Annotated in this window: 15 protein-coding genes; 6 read left to right on the top strand and 9 right to left on the bottom strand. The window is 55.9% G+C overall.

The annotated features are described in order from the left end of the window. The first annotated feature begins 68 nt into the window (after positions 1-68). A complete protein-coding gene (gene clpX / locus VHE34_RS28310) occupies positions 69-1,304 on the top strand; it encodes an ATP-dependent Clp protease ATP-binding subunit ClpX (protein ID WP_325594377.1) in 1,236 nt (411 codons plus the stop codon). A 1-nt stretch (position 1,305) separates the two neighbouring features. Next, a complete protein-coding gene (locus VHE34_RS28305; protein ID WP_325594375.1) occupies positions 1,306-1,479 on the top strand; it encodes a hypothetical protein in 174 nt (57 codons plus the stop codon). Between the two features lie 66 nt (positions 1,480-1,545). Here the strand turns inward: VHE34_RS28305 and VHE34_RS28300 are convergent, their stop codons facing one another. The 5 genes from VHE34_RS28300 to VHE34_RS28280 all read right to left on the bottom strand — a co-directional run bounded on the left by VHE34_RS28300 (position 1,546) and on the right by VHE34_RS28280 (position 6,390). Next, positions 1,546-2,688, bottom strand: a complete 1,143-nt coding sequence (locus VHE34_RS28300; protein WP_325594373.1) for an acyl-CoA dehydrogenase family protein — start codon at positions 2,686-2,688, stop codon at positions 1,546-1,548. Positions 2,689-2,879: 191 nt separating this feature from the next. Next, the gene (locus VHE34_RS28295) at positions 2,880-3,578 is read right to left on the bottom strand and encodes a hypothetical protein (RefSeq protein ID WP_325594371.1); all 699 of its coding nucleotides are present in this window, start codon (positions 3,576-3,578) and stop codon (positions 2,880-2,882) included. Between the two features lie 80 nt (positions 3,579-3,658). Next, positions 3,659-4,438 (bottom strand): MBL fold metallo-hydrolase, encoded by a 780-nt coding sequence (locus VHE34_RS28290; RefSeq protein ID WP_325594369.1) that lies wholly within the window; start codon positions 4,436-4,438, stop codon positions 3,659-3,661. Between the two features lie 19 nt (positions 4,439-4,457). Continuing rightward, positions 4,458-4,736, bottom strand: a complete 279-nt coding sequence (locus VHE34_RS28285) for a hypothetical protein (RefSeq protein WP_325594367.1) — start codon at positions 4,734-4,736, stop codon at positions 4,458-4,460. Positions 4,737-4,830: 94 nt separating this feature from the next. Then, positions 4,831-6,390 carry a bifunctional response regulator/alkaline phosphatase family protein gene (locus VHE34_RS28280; RefSeq protein WP_325594365.1) on the bottom strand — a complete coding sequence of 520 codons (1,560 nt, stop codon included), beginning with the start codon at positions 6,388-6,390 and terminating at the stop codon, positions 4,831-4,833. Positions 6,391-6,496: 106 nt separating this feature from the next. Between VHE34_RS28280 and VHE34_RS28275 the strand changes: the two genes are divergently transcribed. Beyond that, on the top strand, positions 6,497-7,723 hold the full coding sequence (locus VHE34_RS28275) for an HD domain-containing protein (RefSeq protein WP_325594361.1): 1,227 nt from the start codon (positions 6,497-6,499) through the stop codon (positions 7,721-7,723). A 26-nt stretch (positions 7,724-7,749) separates the two neighbouring features. Beyond that, positions 7,750-8,796, top strand: a complete 1,047-nt coding sequence (gene lpxD / locus VHE34_RS28270) for a UDP-3-O-(3-hydroxymyristoyl)glucosamine N-acyltransferase (protein WP_325594359.1) — start codon at positions 7,750-7,752, stop codon at positions 8,794-8,796. A gap of 3 nt (positions 8,797-8,799) precedes the next feature. Here the strand turns inward: lpxD and VHE34_RS28265 are convergent, their stop codons facing one another. Together VHE34_RS28265 and VHE34_RS28260 are read right to left on the bottom strand one after the other, a co-directional pair. After that, on the bottom strand, positions 8,800-10,623 hold the full coding sequence (locus VHE34_RS28265; protein WP_325594357.1) for an ATP-dependent DNA helicase RecQ: 1,824 nt from the start codon (positions 10,621-10,623) through the stop codon (positions 8,800-8,802). A 5-nt stretch (positions 10,624-10,628) separates the two neighbouring features. Continuing rightward, positions 10,629-12,749, bottom strand: a complete 2,121-nt coding sequence (locus VHE34_RS28260; protein ID WP_325594355.1) for a cation-translocating P-type ATPase — start codon at positions 12,747-12,749, stop codon at positions 10,629-10,631. Positions 12,750-12,811: 62 nt separating this feature from the next. Between VHE34_RS28260 and tsaE the strand changes: the two genes are divergently transcribed. Together tsaE and VHE34_RS28250 are read left to right on the top strand one after the other, a co-directional pair. Next, entirely contained in the window at positions 12,812-13,231 is a 420-nt protein-coding gene (tsaE, locus tag VHE34_RS28255) for a tRNA (adenosine(37)-N6)-threonylcarbamoyltransferase complex ATPase subunit type 1 TsaE (protein ID WP_325594353.1), read from the top strand. Positions 13,232-13,294: 63 nt separating this feature from the next. Further along, a complete protein-coding gene (locus VHE34_RS28250) occupies positions 13,295-14,512 on the top strand; it encodes an alanine dehydrogenase (RefSeq protein WP_325594351.1) in 1,218 nt (405 codons plus the stop codon). Here VHE34_RS28250 and VHE34_RS28245 read toward each other — a convergent pair whose 3' ends face one another. Both VHE34_RS28245 and lpxA read right to left on the bottom strand, forming a co-directional pair. Beyond that, positions 14,513-15,121: an ABC transporter ATP-binding protein gene (locus tag VHE34_RS28245; RefSeq protein WP_325594349.1), complete on the bottom strand. Its 609-nt coding sequence runs from the start codon at positions 15,119-15,121 to the stop codon at positions 14,513-14,515. Further along, positions 15,102-15,908 carry an acyl-ACP--UDP-N-acetylglucosamine O-acyltransferase gene (gene lpxA / locus VHE34_RS28240; RefSeq protein WP_325594347.1) on the bottom strand — a complete coding sequence of 269 codons (807 nt, stop codon included), beginning with the start codon at positions 15,906-15,908 and terminating at the stop codon, positions 15,102-15,104. The genes VHE34_RS28245 and lpxA overlap by 20 nt, the downstream gene beginning before the upstream one ends. Positions 15,909-16,077 lie beyond the last annotated feature (169 nt).

The following is a 16,077-nucleotide window of genomic DNA, read 5'->3' as shown; positions in this document are numbered from 1 at the left end:
TTCCACGCTACTGGGAGAATCCAATAAGTTGGGTAACTTTGTAGTTCAAACCCGGATAAATAGCTATAATGGCAAAAAATACTCTGCATTGCTCTTTTTGCGGACGGAATCGAGACGAGGTAAAGATCCTGATTGCAGGTCAGGAGGGACATATCTGTGAAAATTGTGTGGAACATGCTCAGGAGATCATCCAGCAGGAGCTGATGATCCGGGAGGATTCGACGGGCAGCAGTTCGTTCAAGCTGACGGTCAAGAAGCCCATCGAGATCAAGCGGATCCTGGACGAATATGTGATCGGGCAGGAAGATGCGAAGAAAGTGCTCTCCGTCGCTGTTTACAATCACTACAAGCGGCTACAACAGAAAGTGGTCGAGAATGAGGTAGAGATCGAGAAGAGCAATATCATCATGGTCGGTGAGACGGGTACGGGGAAGACGTTGCTGGCCAAGACCATCGCGCGCCTGCTGAATGTTCCCTTTGCGATCGTGGATGCGACGGTGTTTACGGAGGCGGGTTATGTCGGGGAAGACGTCGAGAGCATTCTTACCCGGCTTTTACAGGTATGTAACTACGACGTTGCCGCTGCGGAGCGGGGCATCGTTTATATCGACGAGATCGACAAGATCGCCCGGAAGGGTGACAATCCCTCCATCACCCGCGACGTCAGTGGGGAAGGCGTTCAGCAGGGTTTGCTGAAGCTGCTGGAGGGTACGGATGTGCTGGTTCCGCCGCAAGGCGGGCGGAAGCATCCGGAGCAGAAGCTGATCAAGATCAACACTCAGAATATCCTCTTCATTTGCGGTGGTGCGTTTGACGGCGTCGACAAGATCATTGCCCGGCGGATCAATACGAATGCCATCGGCTTCAATGTCAACAAGGAGCAGCAGGAAGCCGCGAAGAAGAACTTGTTGCAATATGTCAACGCGCCCGACCTGAAGTCCTTTGGGCTCATCCCCGAGCTGCTGGGCCGGTTGCCGGTCGTCACGCATCTCGATCCTTTGGACAAGACGACCCTCCGGTCGATTCTTACAGAGCCGAAGAACTCGTTGATCCGCCAGTACAAGAAATTGTTCGAGTTGGAGGGTATCCAGCTGAGCTTTGACACAGAGGTGCTCGATTTCATGGTGGACAAAGCGGTCGAATACAAACTGGGCGCGCGCGGGCTCCGCAGCATCTGCGAGAGTATCCTCACCGACGCGATGTTCGAGTTGCCTTCTGCCAAGGAGGACAAGTTCCATCTCGACCTCGAGTATGCGCAGAAGAAATTCGACAAGAGCAAGATGAATCTCCTGAAAGTAGCTTAATATGGATGAACTGATCCAGCGTTTGATGGCGCAGGGCCTTAGTGAAGAGCAGGCCTATAAGGCGATCGAGGTCATCAAAAATTTTACGAAAGAGAAGTTCCCCATCTTTGGCGGCGCTATCGACAAACTGTTCGATAAGTATGGGCCGAAGGAAGAAGAGGATTTTATGCCATGACGCCAGAGGCGGTTTTGCCTTCCCCAGCCGGCCGGGAGGCCGGCTTCACGGCGCCCACGCGGCCATTCAATCTTTCAATACTTCGCGGGCGATGACGATCTTCTGGATCTCGCTGGTGCCTTCCCCGATGGTGCAGAGTTTACTGTCCCGGTAGAATTTTTCGACGGGGAAATCCTTTGTATATCCATAGCCGCCAAAGATCTGGACGGCTTCCGTAGCGGCGCGTACCGCGACTTCGCTGGCGTAATATTTGGCCATGGCGGATTCGCGGGTGACGGGCAGGTGTTTGTTTTTCCGGTCGGCGGCCTGGAAGGTGAGGAGCTCGGCGGCGGCGATCTCGGTTGCCATATCGGCCAGTTTGAAGGAGATACCCTGGAAATTGGCGATGGGCTGGTCGAATTGATGGCGTTCCTTACTGTATTTTAAGGCGGCTTCGTAGGCGCCTTTGGCGATGCCGAGGGAAAGTGCGGCAATGGAGATGCGCCCGCCATCGAGAACGGCGAGGGCCTGTCGATAGCCATCCCCTATTTCCCCGAGGCGGTTGGTATCGGGGATGCGGCAATTGTCGAAGATCATCTCGGCCGTTTCACTCGCGCGCATTCCCAATTTATTTTCCTTTTTACCGCCGGTGAAGCCGGGAGTACCTCTTTCGACGATAAAGGCGGTGGCGTTGTTGCGGGAACGGGGTTCGCCTGTGCGGGTCACGACGACGGCTATGTCGCCGCTGATGCCGTGGGTGATCCAGTTCTTGGTCCCGTTGATGACCCATTCCTTGCCGTCTTTGACAGCGGTACACCGCATGTTCCCGGCGTCGCTGCCGGTATTGGCTTCGGTGAGCCCCCAGGCGCCCAGGGCCTGGCCGGAGGCCAGCAGGGGCAGATATTTCTTTTTCTGGATTTCGTTGCCAAAGGCGAGGATATGCCCGGTGCAGAGGGAGTTATGGGCTGCGAGGCTAAGCCCGATGGCGCCGCATACCGAGGAGATCTCCCGGATGATGGTTACGTACTCGAGGTAGGACAGGCCGGAACCGCCATATTCTTCGGGAACGACGACTCCCATCATTCCGAGGCGGCCCAATTCCTTGAATACCTCGTGCGGGAAGGTCTGTTTTTCGTCCCAATCCATTACATAGGGTCTGATATATTGTTCCGCAAAATTCCGGGCCGTGTGGCCCACTTGCTGGGTGAGTTCATCTGTTGCAAATTCCATCTGGCGTCGTTTATGTTTGCAGTACTTGCGGCTGGCCGGTCTTTTTAAAAGAACCCGGCAACAACTTGTGGTTATTGCCGGGCAGCACTGGCAAACAATCATTATTGGGCAGGGCCCATTCGGTAAGCGTCAAAAGACTTACTGTGAAGATAAAACTAATTTTCCAGAAAAACTAACATTTGTTAGTTTTTCTAGTAATAATAGCGGTACCGGGGTCTTGGTCGCCGGCCATAGGGACGATAGGTTTCTTTGGGAAGCACCCGGCCCAGGCCAATGATCAGCCCGCCGCCGAGAGTGAACTGATAGATCGATGAATAAGTATCGATGCCGGCTCCGCTGCCGTAATTGCTCAGGAAAATGCTGCCGCCCGCGCCATCCACCGGTGATAGGATCTGTGCCTTCAGTTGGATGCCCACCCGGGGGTTTACATAGATGTTGGTCCCCAGCTGGAAGCCTACGGCAAATTTGGTATCGCTGTTATAGCCGGAGTTGACGCCCGGTGTCAGGACGGCTGCACCGAGCATGGCGCCGATAAAAGGGTGAACGGTGGAATTAGGGATCGAGAAGGATTCTACGGGACCGGCCATGATATAGTCGAGCTGGAGGTTGCTAAGCCCGTAAATGGGGCTTTGGTCGGTGCCGTAATAATAGAGTCCCGTGGTCGTATTCATGTGACTATAAAGGACTTCGATGCCAAAGCTGCGGGTGACGTTGAATTTTATCGATCCGCCGTAGCTGACGCCGTCGGCGATGCGGCCGTAGGTGTTGTAAAAGTCGTTATGGCTGGCGAAGGTGTATCCTACGCTTGGGAGCAGCTCTACGGAGGATTGGGCAAAGGCGCCGGCCGACAGGAGCAGCATCGCCGGCAGGACCAGGAATATCTTTCTCATACTTCGAGTTTATGCCAGCTATAGACGTGAAACCGGCTGGAAGGTTTAACGCCGTCGGTGCGCGCATCGTAAAGCAAATGTTAATGAGTGGTGATCGTCAGGCCGTCATAGGCGAGCCGCATTCCTTCGGGCAGCGTTGGGGCGATATCGGCATGCTTTCCCAGCTGGTGGCTTACGTGTGTGAACCAGGCCTGGGGGACGCCGAGTTCGCGGACCTCGTCGATGGCTTCGGCAAGCGTGAAGTGGGAGACGTGTTTTTCATGGCGGAGGGCATTGAGGACGATCTGTTCGCTGCCCCTGATCTTCTCGCGTTCGATCTCGTCGATCCGGTTGGCGTCGGTGATATAGGTGAAATTGCCGAAGCGAAAGGCCAGCACGGGCATTTTGAGATGCCAGACCTGTATGGGGGTGACGGTGATATCGCCGATGGTAAAGGGATCTTTGTCGATCCTTACGAGGCGGAGATCCGGGATGCCCGGATATTTCATGTCGGCAAAGGCATAAGGGAATTCCCGTACGATGGATTCCTGGGTCATCTCATTTGCATAGAGAGGCATTGCCTTTCCCTGGAAGAAGTTATAGGCGCGGACGTCGTCCAATCCCGCGAGGTGATCCTTATGCGGGTGAGTGAAGATGACGGCGTCGAGGCGGCGTACCTTTTCCCGCAGCATCTGGTAGCGAAAATCGGGGGTCGTGTCAACGACGATGGTCGTGGTGGGAGATTGAACAAGAATGCTGGAGCGAAGGCGTTTGTCTTTAGGATCGGTGGAGGCGCATACTTCACAGGGGCAGGCCACCATGGGTACGCCCGTACTTGTGCCCGTACCCAGGAACGTGATTTTTAATGAGGGGATACTCACGCGGCAAAATTACGGAATTCTATCCTTCGTTAACCGCGTGGGCGGCGGCTACCACTTCCTCATAGATGCGGCGTACCTCGGGGCTGAGGGTCTCCGGCACGATCCTAAGTTGGGGGACAATATCGATCAGCGTGCTGATGCGGCCTTCCAGCTGAAGGAATTTATTCAGCACCACTACCTTCTTCTGTTCGAGGATACAATAGCCGCTTTGGAAGTTGCCTCTTTCATAGCGTACGATGTATTCTGCCTCGTCCAGGATCCGCTCGATCTTATCGAGTGTCGTTTGTGTATACTTCATACTGTACGGTAGTAAAGTTACAACTTAATAATGTCTTGGGGGCGGGCATGGGGAATGGCTTGTCTCGAATTTATCCACGGATGTGGATAGAATATTACCCTTTTGTGGTCATCCGGATCACCGGGATGATCATTTCTTCCAGGCTGACGCCACCGTGCTGGAAGGTATTGCGGTAATAGTTCACATAATAGTTGTAGTTGTTGGGATAGCAGAGGAATCCGTCGCCGCGGGCGAAGATGAAGGAGGAATTCACCGTCGGCACCGGCAGTCCGGCCTCTTTTGGATCGCGGAATGCAAGGACCTCTTTGGCCTCATAGTTCAGGTTGCGTCCATGCTTATACCGCAGGTTGGTGGTCGTCTGCTTGTCGCCGATGACCTTATAGGGGGTTTTTACCCGGACGCTGCCATGATCGGTGGCCAGGATGAGATTGATCTTTTTGTCGGCGACCTTTTTCAATGCGGCGTGCAGGGGCGAATGTTCGAACCAGGAGGTCGTAATGCTGCGATAGCTGATCTCGTCGCTGGCCAGCTCTTTCAGTACTTCCATTTCGGTCCGGGCATGGCTGAGCATGTCCACGAAATTGTAGACGATGACATTGAGATCGTTGTTCAGCAGGTTGTGGATGTTGGCAACCAAATCCTGGCCGGCCTGGTAGTTAAGCACTTTTGTATAGGAGACTTTCAGGTTGTCCTTTTTCAAGCGTTTGAGCTGGGCCCGGAAGAACTCTTCCTCGTGCAGGTTCTTGCCTCCTTCTTCGTCATCGTTCTTCCATTGGGAGGGGAACTGCTTTTCGATATCGAGGGGCATCAGGCCCGCGAAGATCGCGTTACGGCTGTACTGGGTAGCCGTGGGCAGAATGCTGTAAAAGCTGTCCTCTTCCAAAATGCGAAAGCTCTCGGCGAAGATGGGCTGGATGGCTTTCCATTGATCGATGCGCAGGTTGTCCAGCAGGATGAAGAAGGTAGGTGTGCCTTTTTCAACGTGCGGCAGCACCTTGAACTGAAGAAGGCTGTGCGACATGATGGGGCCTTCGGGTGATTTCGGGTGGACCCATTGAGCATAGTTCTTCGAAACGAATTTGAAGAATTCGGTGTTAGCCTCCTGTTTCTGCGTTTGCAGCACTTCCCGCATTTCCGGGCTGTCCGATTTCTCCATTTCGAGCTCCCAGTAGACCAGTTTTTTATAGATGTCCATCCATTCGTTGTAGTCCGGGTTGCTGTTCAGCGCCATGAAGAGGTTACGGAATTGCTGCTGATAGGCGGTGGTGGTCTTTTCCGCAACGAGCCGTTTGTTGTCGATGATCTTTTTCAGGCTGAGCAGCACCTGGTTGGGATTGACGGGTTTGATCAGGTAATCCGTTATCTGGCTGCCGATGGCGTCGTCCATCAGGTTTTCGGTCTCGTTCTTGGTGATGAGCACGACGGGGGTCTGCTGGTTAGCCTCTTTTATCTTGGCGAGGGTTTCGAGACCGGTGATGCCGGGCATGGTCTCGTCGAGCAGGACGACATCGATAGGGTTTTCCTTTACGAAATCAATGGCGTCGAGACCGTTGGTCAGCGCTTTTACCTCGTATCCCTTATTTTCAAGGAAGAGGATCTGGGAATGAAGGCTTTCAATTTCATCGTCGACCCAGAGTATTTTGGCTAGTGGCATATTCCTCCAAACTACAATTTCCCGGCCAATTTTAGTTACATTTGACAATTGTTTCCTCCCGTTTTAACAAAACCATAAGCCGCAGGAGGCGCAAAAAACTCTAGGAATGGCCCAATCTTCGCGTAAGATCATCAACGACCCGGTGTATGGCTTTATTACGTTGGATCATCCGGTATTGCTGAACATCGTCGCCCACCCCTGGTACCAGCGGCTGCGGCGGATCAATCAAATGGCCTTTGCGCACCTGGTCTATCCGGGCGCGGTCCATACGCGGCTGCATCATTCGCTGGGTGCGTATCACCTGATGTGTTCTGCGGTGAGCGAGCTGCAGCGAAAGGGATTTCCCATCAGTGAAGAAGAGGCGCTGGGTGTCAAGATCGCCATCCTTCTCCACGATGTCGGTCACGGGCCTTTTTCGCATGCGTTGGAGAATGTGCTGATCCGTGGCGTCCATCATGAGACCCTGTCGCTGGAGATCATGAAGGTGCTGAACGAGGACCTGGAAGGACAGCTTGGCCTGGCCATCGAGATCTTTACCGGCGCCTATCCCAAGCGGTTCCTGCATCAGCTGGTGTCGGGACAGCTGGATATGGACCGGATGGACTATCTCACGCGGGACAGTTTTTTCACCGGCGTATCGGAAGGTGTTATCGGCTATGACCGTATCCTGAAGATGCTGATGGTGAAGGATGGCGAGCTGATGGTGGAGGAGAAGGCGATCTATTCGATCGAGAAATTCCTCGTCGCGCGGCGGCTGATGTACTGGCAGGTCTACCTGCATAAAACGGTGGTCAGCGCCGAGAAGATGCTGGTCCGCATCCTGGAGAGGGCGAGGCAGCTGGTGATGCTTGGCGCAGACGTACCTGCCTGTTCGCCGGTGCTCGATTTCTTCCTGCAGTATCGGGATCCGGTACTGAATATCGAGGTGAACCTGGACAAGTTCTGTTTGCTGGACGACTATGACGTGATGGGGACGATCAAGACCTGGATGTTCCATTCCGACACGGTGCTGTCCTTGCTATCCCGGAGCCTGATCGACCGTCGCCTGTTAAAAGTCAGGTTCCAGGCAACGCCCTTTGATGAACGATACGTAAAGGGGGAGCAGGAGCGGGTGGCTGAAAGGCTGGACATCCCTGTCGAAGACGCCCGTTATTTCGTATTTACGGGTGAGGCGGTGAACACCACCTATAACCCGATGGATGAGAGGATCAATATCCTTTTCCGGGACGGGTCGGTAAGGGATATTTCCGAGGTCGACAACGCGCTTATCCGGCAAACGCTGGCAAGCACTGTGAAAAAATTTTATATTTGCTATTTGAATACGGCCATCTAAAGACGAACAGCCGAAAAACCACTAATATGCAATTCTCCGCTGCGCAAATAGCCCTGCTGATAAACGGTAAGACCGAGGGGGACGCCAATGTCACCGTTGGTTCTTTTGGCAAGATCGAAGAGGCCGGCGCGGGGCAGCTGGCCTTTCTGGCCAATCCCAAATACGAGGAGTATCTGTATACGACGGGTGCGTCGATCGTCATCGTGAATGAGTCGTTGGAATTGAAGCAGCCGGTAGCCGCCACGGTGATCCGGGTGGCGGATGCTTATACGGCTTTTGCCAGCCTGCTGACGAAATACCAGGAGATCGAGGCGCAACAGCTGACGGGCATTCAGGAGCCGGCCTATATCGCATCTACGGCGAAGGTCGGCGAGAAGGTATTCATAGGTGCTTTTGCTTATCTCGCCGAGGGTGTTATCCTCGGCAACAATGTCAAGATCCATCCGCAGGTCTATCTCGGAAAGAATGTGCGGATCGGGGACAATTCCGTTTTGCATCCGGGCGTCAAGATCTATCACGACTGCGTGGTCGGCAAGAATGTGACCATTCATGCCGGTACCGTCATCGGCGGGGATGGATTTGGATTTGCGCCGCAGGCCGATGGGACGTTCAAGAAGGTGCCGCAGATCGGGAATGTGGAGATCGAGGACTTTGTGGAGATCGGTTCCAATGCCACCATCGACCGGGCTACCATGGGCTCTACGATCATCCGCAGGGGCGCCAAGCTGGACAACCTGATCCAGATCGCGCATAATGTGGAAGTCGGTCATCACACGGTTATTGCCGCACAGGCCGGCATCAGCGGCAGCACGAAGATAGGCAGTGGGGTGATGATCGGTGGGCAGGCGGGTCTTGTCGGGCATTTGCAGATAGCAGATGGCGCCCGGATCAATGCCCAGAGCGGGGTTACGAAGAGTATCAAATCCGCGGGCGGCGCCGTTACGGGCACTCCTGCCTACGATTATACCAGTGCATTGCGCAGCCAGGCGATAGCCCGGAGCCTGCCGGAAATGGAAAGGCGGCTGAAGGAGCTGGAGGAGCAGATGCGCCAGTTGCTGGCGGAGAAAGTCTGATCGTCACGGTCTTCGCGGACGGGATGACGGCACCGGCGTGCGGGAAGGGCCGGTTGGCGCCGTCGGACGTGAGGGACCGGCAGGTGGCGCAGACCCCGAGCGACGCCGCAGGCAGTTGTCGCAGATGCCACAATCCTGGTTCTCTTTATCCCCGAAATAATTCGCGATGTACCGGCTGCGGCATTCCTCGGCAAGCCCGATATACCGCAACATGGCCCGGATACGGGTCGCATATTGATCCTTTCTTTGTCTATAGCTTACCGGGTTGATGTATAGCTCTTCGGCGGCGGGGCGGTCGCGGAGAAAATAGATCTGCGGCGACTCTTTGGCCGGCGTATAGTCGATGATCCCAAAGGCCTGCAGCTTCACCAGGTCTGCCGTTACCTGTGCGGCATCCTTGTGGATGTTCCAGGCCAGCTGCCGTTGGCGAATGGAGGCGGGGGTGTCAAAGATACCTTCATATCCGCGCAGCAGTGCGTGGATGAGCGGCACCAGTTCGGGCTGCTGGTCCTCAAAATCATAGAGACTTTCTTTTCCTGCGACGAACTGGACTCTTGCCGCCAGGAAGATCTGCTGGTGAAAGCTGAGCAGGTCTTCCTGTTCCAGCACTTTCAGGACATTGACGACGGTGGGTGTCGGCAGTTCGAATCGCGTGGTGAAGGCGGTGAGATCGAAATCAAAGTACTGTCCTTCGCCGGCGCCGACCGGCAGCTGGAGGTAGTTCATTATGTCCTGGTAAATGGGACGGATCTGGTCGATCGATGGGAAGCGGTTGTCGGGCTGTTTTTCCAGGCGGGCGGCCTCTCCGTCGTCGGCGAGCAGGATGGCGTAGGCTTTCTCCCCGTCGCGGCCTGCGCGGCCGGCTTCCTGGTAATAGCTCTCCACGGATTCAGGAACGTCGGCATGGATGACAGTGCGTACAGCGGCTTTGTCGATGCCCATCCCGAAGGCATTGGTGCTGACGATGACGCGGACTTTGTCTTTGAGCCAGTCTTCCTGGCGCTGTGTCCGTTCGTCCTGTGAGAGGCCGGCATGATACGCGGCGGAGGAGATGCCCTGTCGGGTCAGCCAGTCGCTGATCTCGCGCGTCGACTGGCGGGTCCGGCAATAGACGATGCTGCTTCCGGCGACCCGGTTCAGTATCTCCGTGATCTTGCTGACCTTATTCCCGACCTTGAAAAAGCTATAGGACAGGTTGGGCCTTGTGAAGGGTTGGCGGAAGATCGCCGGCGTTTTGAGCTTTAGCTTGTCGGCTAAATCTCCCATCACTTCAGTGGTTGCGGAGGCCGTAAGGGCGATGACCGGAACGGCGGGCAGGTGGTCGCGGAGCGCGGCGATGCGCAGGTAAGGGGGCCGAAAGTCATAGCCCCACTGGGATACGCAATGGGCTTCGTCGACGGCGATCAGGCTTATGTTCAATGCAGGAAGCCATTCGATGAGAAGGTGGCTCTCCAGCCGTTCGGGAGAGACATAGAGCAGCTTGCAGTTGCTGCCTGCGGCCAGCTTCAGGGTGGCGACGACGTCTTTACGGTTGAGCCCCGCATGGAGGGCAAAGGCCGTTATCCCCCGCCGGCGAAGACTGTCCGTCTGGTCCTTCATAAGGGCGACGAGTGGGCTTACCACCAGGCAGAGGCCGGGCTTCGCCAGGGCCGGCAGCTGGTAGCAGAGGGATTTGCCGCCGCCCGTAGGAAGGAGGGCAATGGTGTCCCTGCCATCGAGGATGGAGCGGATGATCTCTTCCTGTTGCGGCCGGAAGGCCTTATGGGGCCAGTACTGGCGAAGAAGGGCGAGCAGATCGGCGGTGGCGGGTTGATTGTGGGTATCCATTAGCGTTAATTCAGCTTTTTTGTATACAACCGCAAGGAGTTGGCGGCGAGGACGACATCGCTGAAGCCCATGGCCAGCGCCGCAACGGCGGGTGTCAGCCCGCCGATGGCGGCCACCGGTATGGCGATGATGTTATAGGCAAAGGCCCAGAAGAGATTGCCTTTTATGGTTGCGTACGTTTTACGACCCAGCGCCAGTGCGGCGGGAAGCTGTTTAAGCCCCTGGCTCATGAGCACTACATCGGCCGTTTGTATCGCCAGCTGTGACGCGTCGCTGATCGAAATACCGACGGTGGCGCGGGCGAGGGCCGGGGCATCGTTGATGCCGTCCCCTACCATGGCGACGGGCATTTCGGCATTGAGACGGGTCACCTGTTGCAATTTTTGTTCCGGTGATTGTTCGGCCAGCACGTTTGCTATGCCAAGGGTATTGGCGAGGCGACGGCAGGCGGCCAACCGGTCGCCGCTGAGCAGGACGGTATCGATGCCCTGTTCCTGCAGTTGCTTCACGACGGCGGCGGCTTCGGGGCGGATGGCGTCTGCGACGTCGATGGTGCCGAGCAGGCGATCGCCGCCCACGATATATACATTGTGACTGTCATCATGGGTGAGGTGTGCGGCTATTTTGTAGCTGCCGGCCCAATAGGTTTCCCCTTCCTTCGTCTCGCCGCGCATCCCGCGGCCTTTTACCTCTTCCACTTTTGTCCAGCGGATGGTTTGTGTAACCTTCCATTCTTTCGTTATCGCCTTTGCAATGGGATGATTGGAATATTTCTCGAGCGAGAAGGCGATTTCTTTCAGCGTTTCGGGTAAGGTGTCTTTTGCTGCCTGCCAGTTGCTGATCGTGAACTCGCCGGTGGTCAGGGTGCCTGTCTTGTCGAATACGACCCGCCGGATGGTCCGGAAGGCTTCGAGATGTTTTGCGTTGCGGACGAGGATACCTTTGCGGGCGCCGCGGCCTAGTCCCACGGCGATGGCGGCGGGAGTCGCGAGCCCCATGGCGCAGGGGCACGCGATGACCAGGACGGCGATGCTGCGCATCAGCGCGGGTGCGGCCTCGTGGAGGAATACATAATTACCGATGAAGGTGAGCAGCGCCAGTCCGATGACGACCGGGACGAAGATCGCGCTGATACGATCTGCCAGCTGCTGTACCGGTGGCTTTTCACCTTGCGCCTGTTTGACCAGCCGGACGATGCCGGCCAGGACGGATGCGTCGCCGGCGGCGGTTACCTGCGCCTTTACCGTACCGGAGACCAACAAGCTGCCGCCGATGAGTTTATCCCTGGTCTTTTTTTCGATGGGGAGGCTTTCGCCGGTGAGGATGGATTCGTCTACGCCCGCGTCGCCCCAGAGGATCTTGCAGTCGGCGGGTACCTGTTCGCCGGTGCGGACCAGGATCAGATCGCCGCTGCGAAGTTGGGTGCTGTCCACCGGGAACAGGACCTCCTGGTGCTGGTCGTCGAAGGCGATCATATTGGCCATGGTCTTCTGCGTTGAGGCCAGGCTTTTCAGACTTTGCTGCGTGGCCTTGACGGAAGCATCTTCGACGTAGTAGCCGAAAAAGACGACGGTGATGATAGAGGCTGCGGTCTCATAGAATAGGTAGTCCGGGCCCAGTCCCAGCACCGTGCCGGCGAGGCTGTAGACGAAAGCGGCCGTAGCGCCCAGCGCGATGAGGACGTTCATGTTGGGCAGTCCGTTGAGCAGGCTTTTGACGGCGCTGCGGCCGAAGAACCGCATACCGGCGATGAATACGGGGAGGCAGAGTCCCAGCTGTATCCAGGGGTTCATCAACCAATGCGGGGCGTTGTGACCGAGCATATGCCCGAGGAGGACGAGTGTGAAGGGCAGGCAGAACGCGAAATAGCGCAGATGCTTGTTGAGCGGGGTCTTTTTAGCGGGTGCATTGCCGGCGGCTTGCGGATGGGTGACGGTGTAGCCCAGATCGTGAATGCCTTTTTCGAGCTGAGCGGGATCGATGTCGGCATCGGCATTGAAGCTGACGTCGCCACTTGCCAGACTAACCTTTATATTTTGAAGGCCTTTTTTCTCCAGGTATTTGTTGATGGTGAGGGCGCAGGTAGAGCAAGTCATCCCTTCGACCTTCCAGTTAATGGTTTCCATATAATTCTGTCGGCCGGCATTTGCCGGCCACCGCAAAGTTAACCTATCTTTGCCGTCCTACTATGGAGCTGGTTTTTCAATTACCCGATATCGAAAAGGCTGCCGACACTTTCTGGCATGCCTTTCCCCTGCAACGGATCTTTGCCTTTCACGGGAGCATGGGAGCCGGCAAAACGACCTTTATCCACGCCCTCTGTGCGATCCGGGGGGTTACCGACACCGTGGGCAGTCCCACCTTTTCCATCATTAACGAATATCGCTATGCCGGCGGCAAGATCTATCATCTCGATCTGTACCGGTTGAAGGATGAGGAAGAGGCGCTTCGCGCCGGTGTGGAGGATGTCCTGTACAGTGGGGAATTCTGCCTGGTGGAGTGGCCGGACCGGGCGCCGGGTCTGTTCCCGGAAGACACGGTCCACTGCTGGCTGGAGATGGTGGACCCGGAGACCCGTAAAATTACGAGTGGGCAGGATTTCCGATGATCAAAATCAATTTTAAATTGTAATTTAACCGGACATACATTATCGAAATTTTCCCAGGCATCTATGTCTCAGCAGCAAAAACCCGTAATCAGCACCTCCTTCAGCTATGAAACCCTGGAAGAAACCCTGGATATCAAGCCCAAGGGAGTTCCCCTCCATATCGGCATACCCAGAGAGACGGCATTCCAGGAGAACCGTATCGCGCTGACGCCGGATGCGGTCGGGGTATTGGTCAGCAATGGGCATGAGGTGGTGATCGAGCACAATGCCGGGGAGGCTTCGCATTACCGGGACAAGGACTATAGCGAGGCAGGGGCGAGGATCATCCATGACAAGGCGGAGGTGCTGAAGGCGCCCATCCTGGTAAAAAGCGCCCCCGTCATCGAGGAAGACCTGCCGATGCTGCAGATGAACCAGATCATCATCTCGCCCATCCATCTTTCGGCGATGAAGGCCGAGTTGCTGCAGAAGATGATGGACAAGCGGATCACGGGCATTTCTTTTGAAAACCTGAAGGACGACAGCGGGACCTATCCGATCGTGCGCAGCATGAGCGAGATTGCGGGCAGCGCCGTCATGCTGATCGCGGGGCAGTACCTGAGCAGTGCCAATCGCGGCAAGGGGGTTCTGCTGGGGGGCATCTCGGGTATCCCGCCGACCAAGGTCATTATCCTTGGGGCAGGCATCGTAGGGGAGTTCGCGGCCCGCGCGGCCCTGGCACTTGGGGCCTCCGTAAAAGTATTCGACAACAGCGTTTACCGGCTGAAACGCCTGCAGAACAATATCGGCCAGCGCATGTGGACCTCCGTGATGGAGCCCCGCATCCTCGCCAAACAGCTCAAGACCTGCGAGATCGCCGTCGGCGCCTTATCCTCGCAAACCGGCAGGACGCCCGTGGTGGTCACCGATGAGATGGTCAGCAATATGCGGCCCGGGTCTGTGATCATCGACGTCAGCATCGACCGGGGCGGCTGTTTCGAGACCTCGAGGATCACCACCCACGAACTTCCCGTCTTTACCAAGTATGGCGTCATCCACTATTGCGTTCCGAATATTCCTTCCGGCTTTGCCCGTACGGCTTCGCATGCGATCAGCAACGTGCTGATGCCGCTGCTGCTGGAGGCAGGGGAAGAAGGGGGATTCGAGAACCTCGTCTGGCACAAGATCCATTTGCGCAGCGGGATCTATCTTTTCAAGGGAGCGCTGACGAATTTCCACCTCAGTCAGCGATTTGATCTGAAGTATACGGATCTGAACCTGCTCATTGCGAGTCAGCGGTAGTTATTTATAGTCCCTGATATCGATCTTTTCCTCGCAGAAATCATACTCATCCAAATCGTTGCTGCTGACGATGAGCAGCCGGTTGGCGGCGTGACCGGCGACCAGGCGGCGGTAGAGGGCAATGCCATCCGAATCGAGATTGGTGCAGGGTTCGTCGAGGAGCAGGACGGGGGTGTCGGAGAAGAGAGCCTGGGCGAGGCGGACGCGTTGTTTCATTCCCGAGGAATAATAACGGATCTGTTTGTGGGCGGCGGCGGCGAGCCCGACCTTTTCGATGATCGCCGGAACCGGAAGGATCAGGGGCTTGAACGAACCGTGGAAATGCAGGAATTCGGTGACGGTCATTTCCTCCACCACTTCGAGATAGGGGGCGCAGAGGGAAAGGCGCTTGTAAGCCTGGTCGGGGGCTATGGCAGCGCTGCCTTCATAGTGGATGGAACCTTCGCTTATGGCGATAGCGCCGGCGATGGCCTGTAATAAGGTGGATTTGCCGGACCCGTTGGGGCCGATGATAGCGTAGCTGTGAGCGGGAGAAAAATGGTACTGGAGGTGACGGAAGATCCAGTCGCGGTTGAACCGTTTGCCGGCATCAATCAGCGTAATCTTCATCAAAGCTCGATTTGCTGTAGCGTTTGATAATACCGCGACCGCTCTCCCGGATAAAGGCGACGATCTCGTCGCGTTCGTCGCTGGCGGGGAACTCCTCTTCGAGGAATTCGAGGGCCTGGCTGGTATTCATGCCTTTGTTGTAGATCACCCGGTAGATGTCGAGGATGTGGTTGATCTTGTCGATGGTGAAGCCGCGGCGTTTGAGGCCGACGGAGTTGACGCCGGAATAGCTTAAGGGCAGCCGGGCCGCCTTGATATAGGGAGGGATATCCTTGCCAACGAGCGAGCCGCCGCCGATGAAGACGTGCGAACCAACCTTTACGAACTGATGGATCGCGCACATGCCGCCGAGGATGACCCAGTCGCCGAGGATCACATGGCCCGCCACCTGGGAATTATTGCTGAGGATACAGTTGTCGCCGATGATACAGTCATGGGCAATATGGCTGTAGGCCAGGATCATACAGTTACGGCCTACCCTGGTGGTCCAGCGATCGCGGGTACCCCGGTGGATGGTGACGAACTCGCGGATGGTGGTATTGTCGCCTATCTGAACGGTAGTCTCTTCGCCGTCGAACTTAAGATCTTGAGGATCAGCTGATACTACGGCTCCAGGGAAGATCCTGCAATTCTTTCCGATCCTTGCGCCTTCCATAATCGTGACATTGCTGCCGATCCAGGTCCCTGCTCCTATTTCAACATTTTTATGGATCATCGTGAAGGGGTCCACTCTTACATCCGGCGCCAGGCGGGCATCCGGGTGAATGGAGGTGAGAGAATGGATCATTCGACGATCAATTGATTGATTTTCAGTTTCTTGGATCATTATGGTTTCTTCCTTGCGGATTGCTGATTTCTTCATAGAAAAATGCTGAGAAGCCCAGGCATCTCACAAAAATAAACTTATTTGCCACAAATACCCGAAATAAACTTCTGTTCACTACCCCTTAACGACC

The sequence above is a fragment of the Puia sp. genome, from assembly GCF_035546395.1.
Lineage (GTDB): Bacteria > Bacteroidota > Bacteroidia > Chitinophagales > Chitinophagaceae > Puia.
This window is presented reverse-complemented; position numbering and strand designations above follow the sequence as displayed.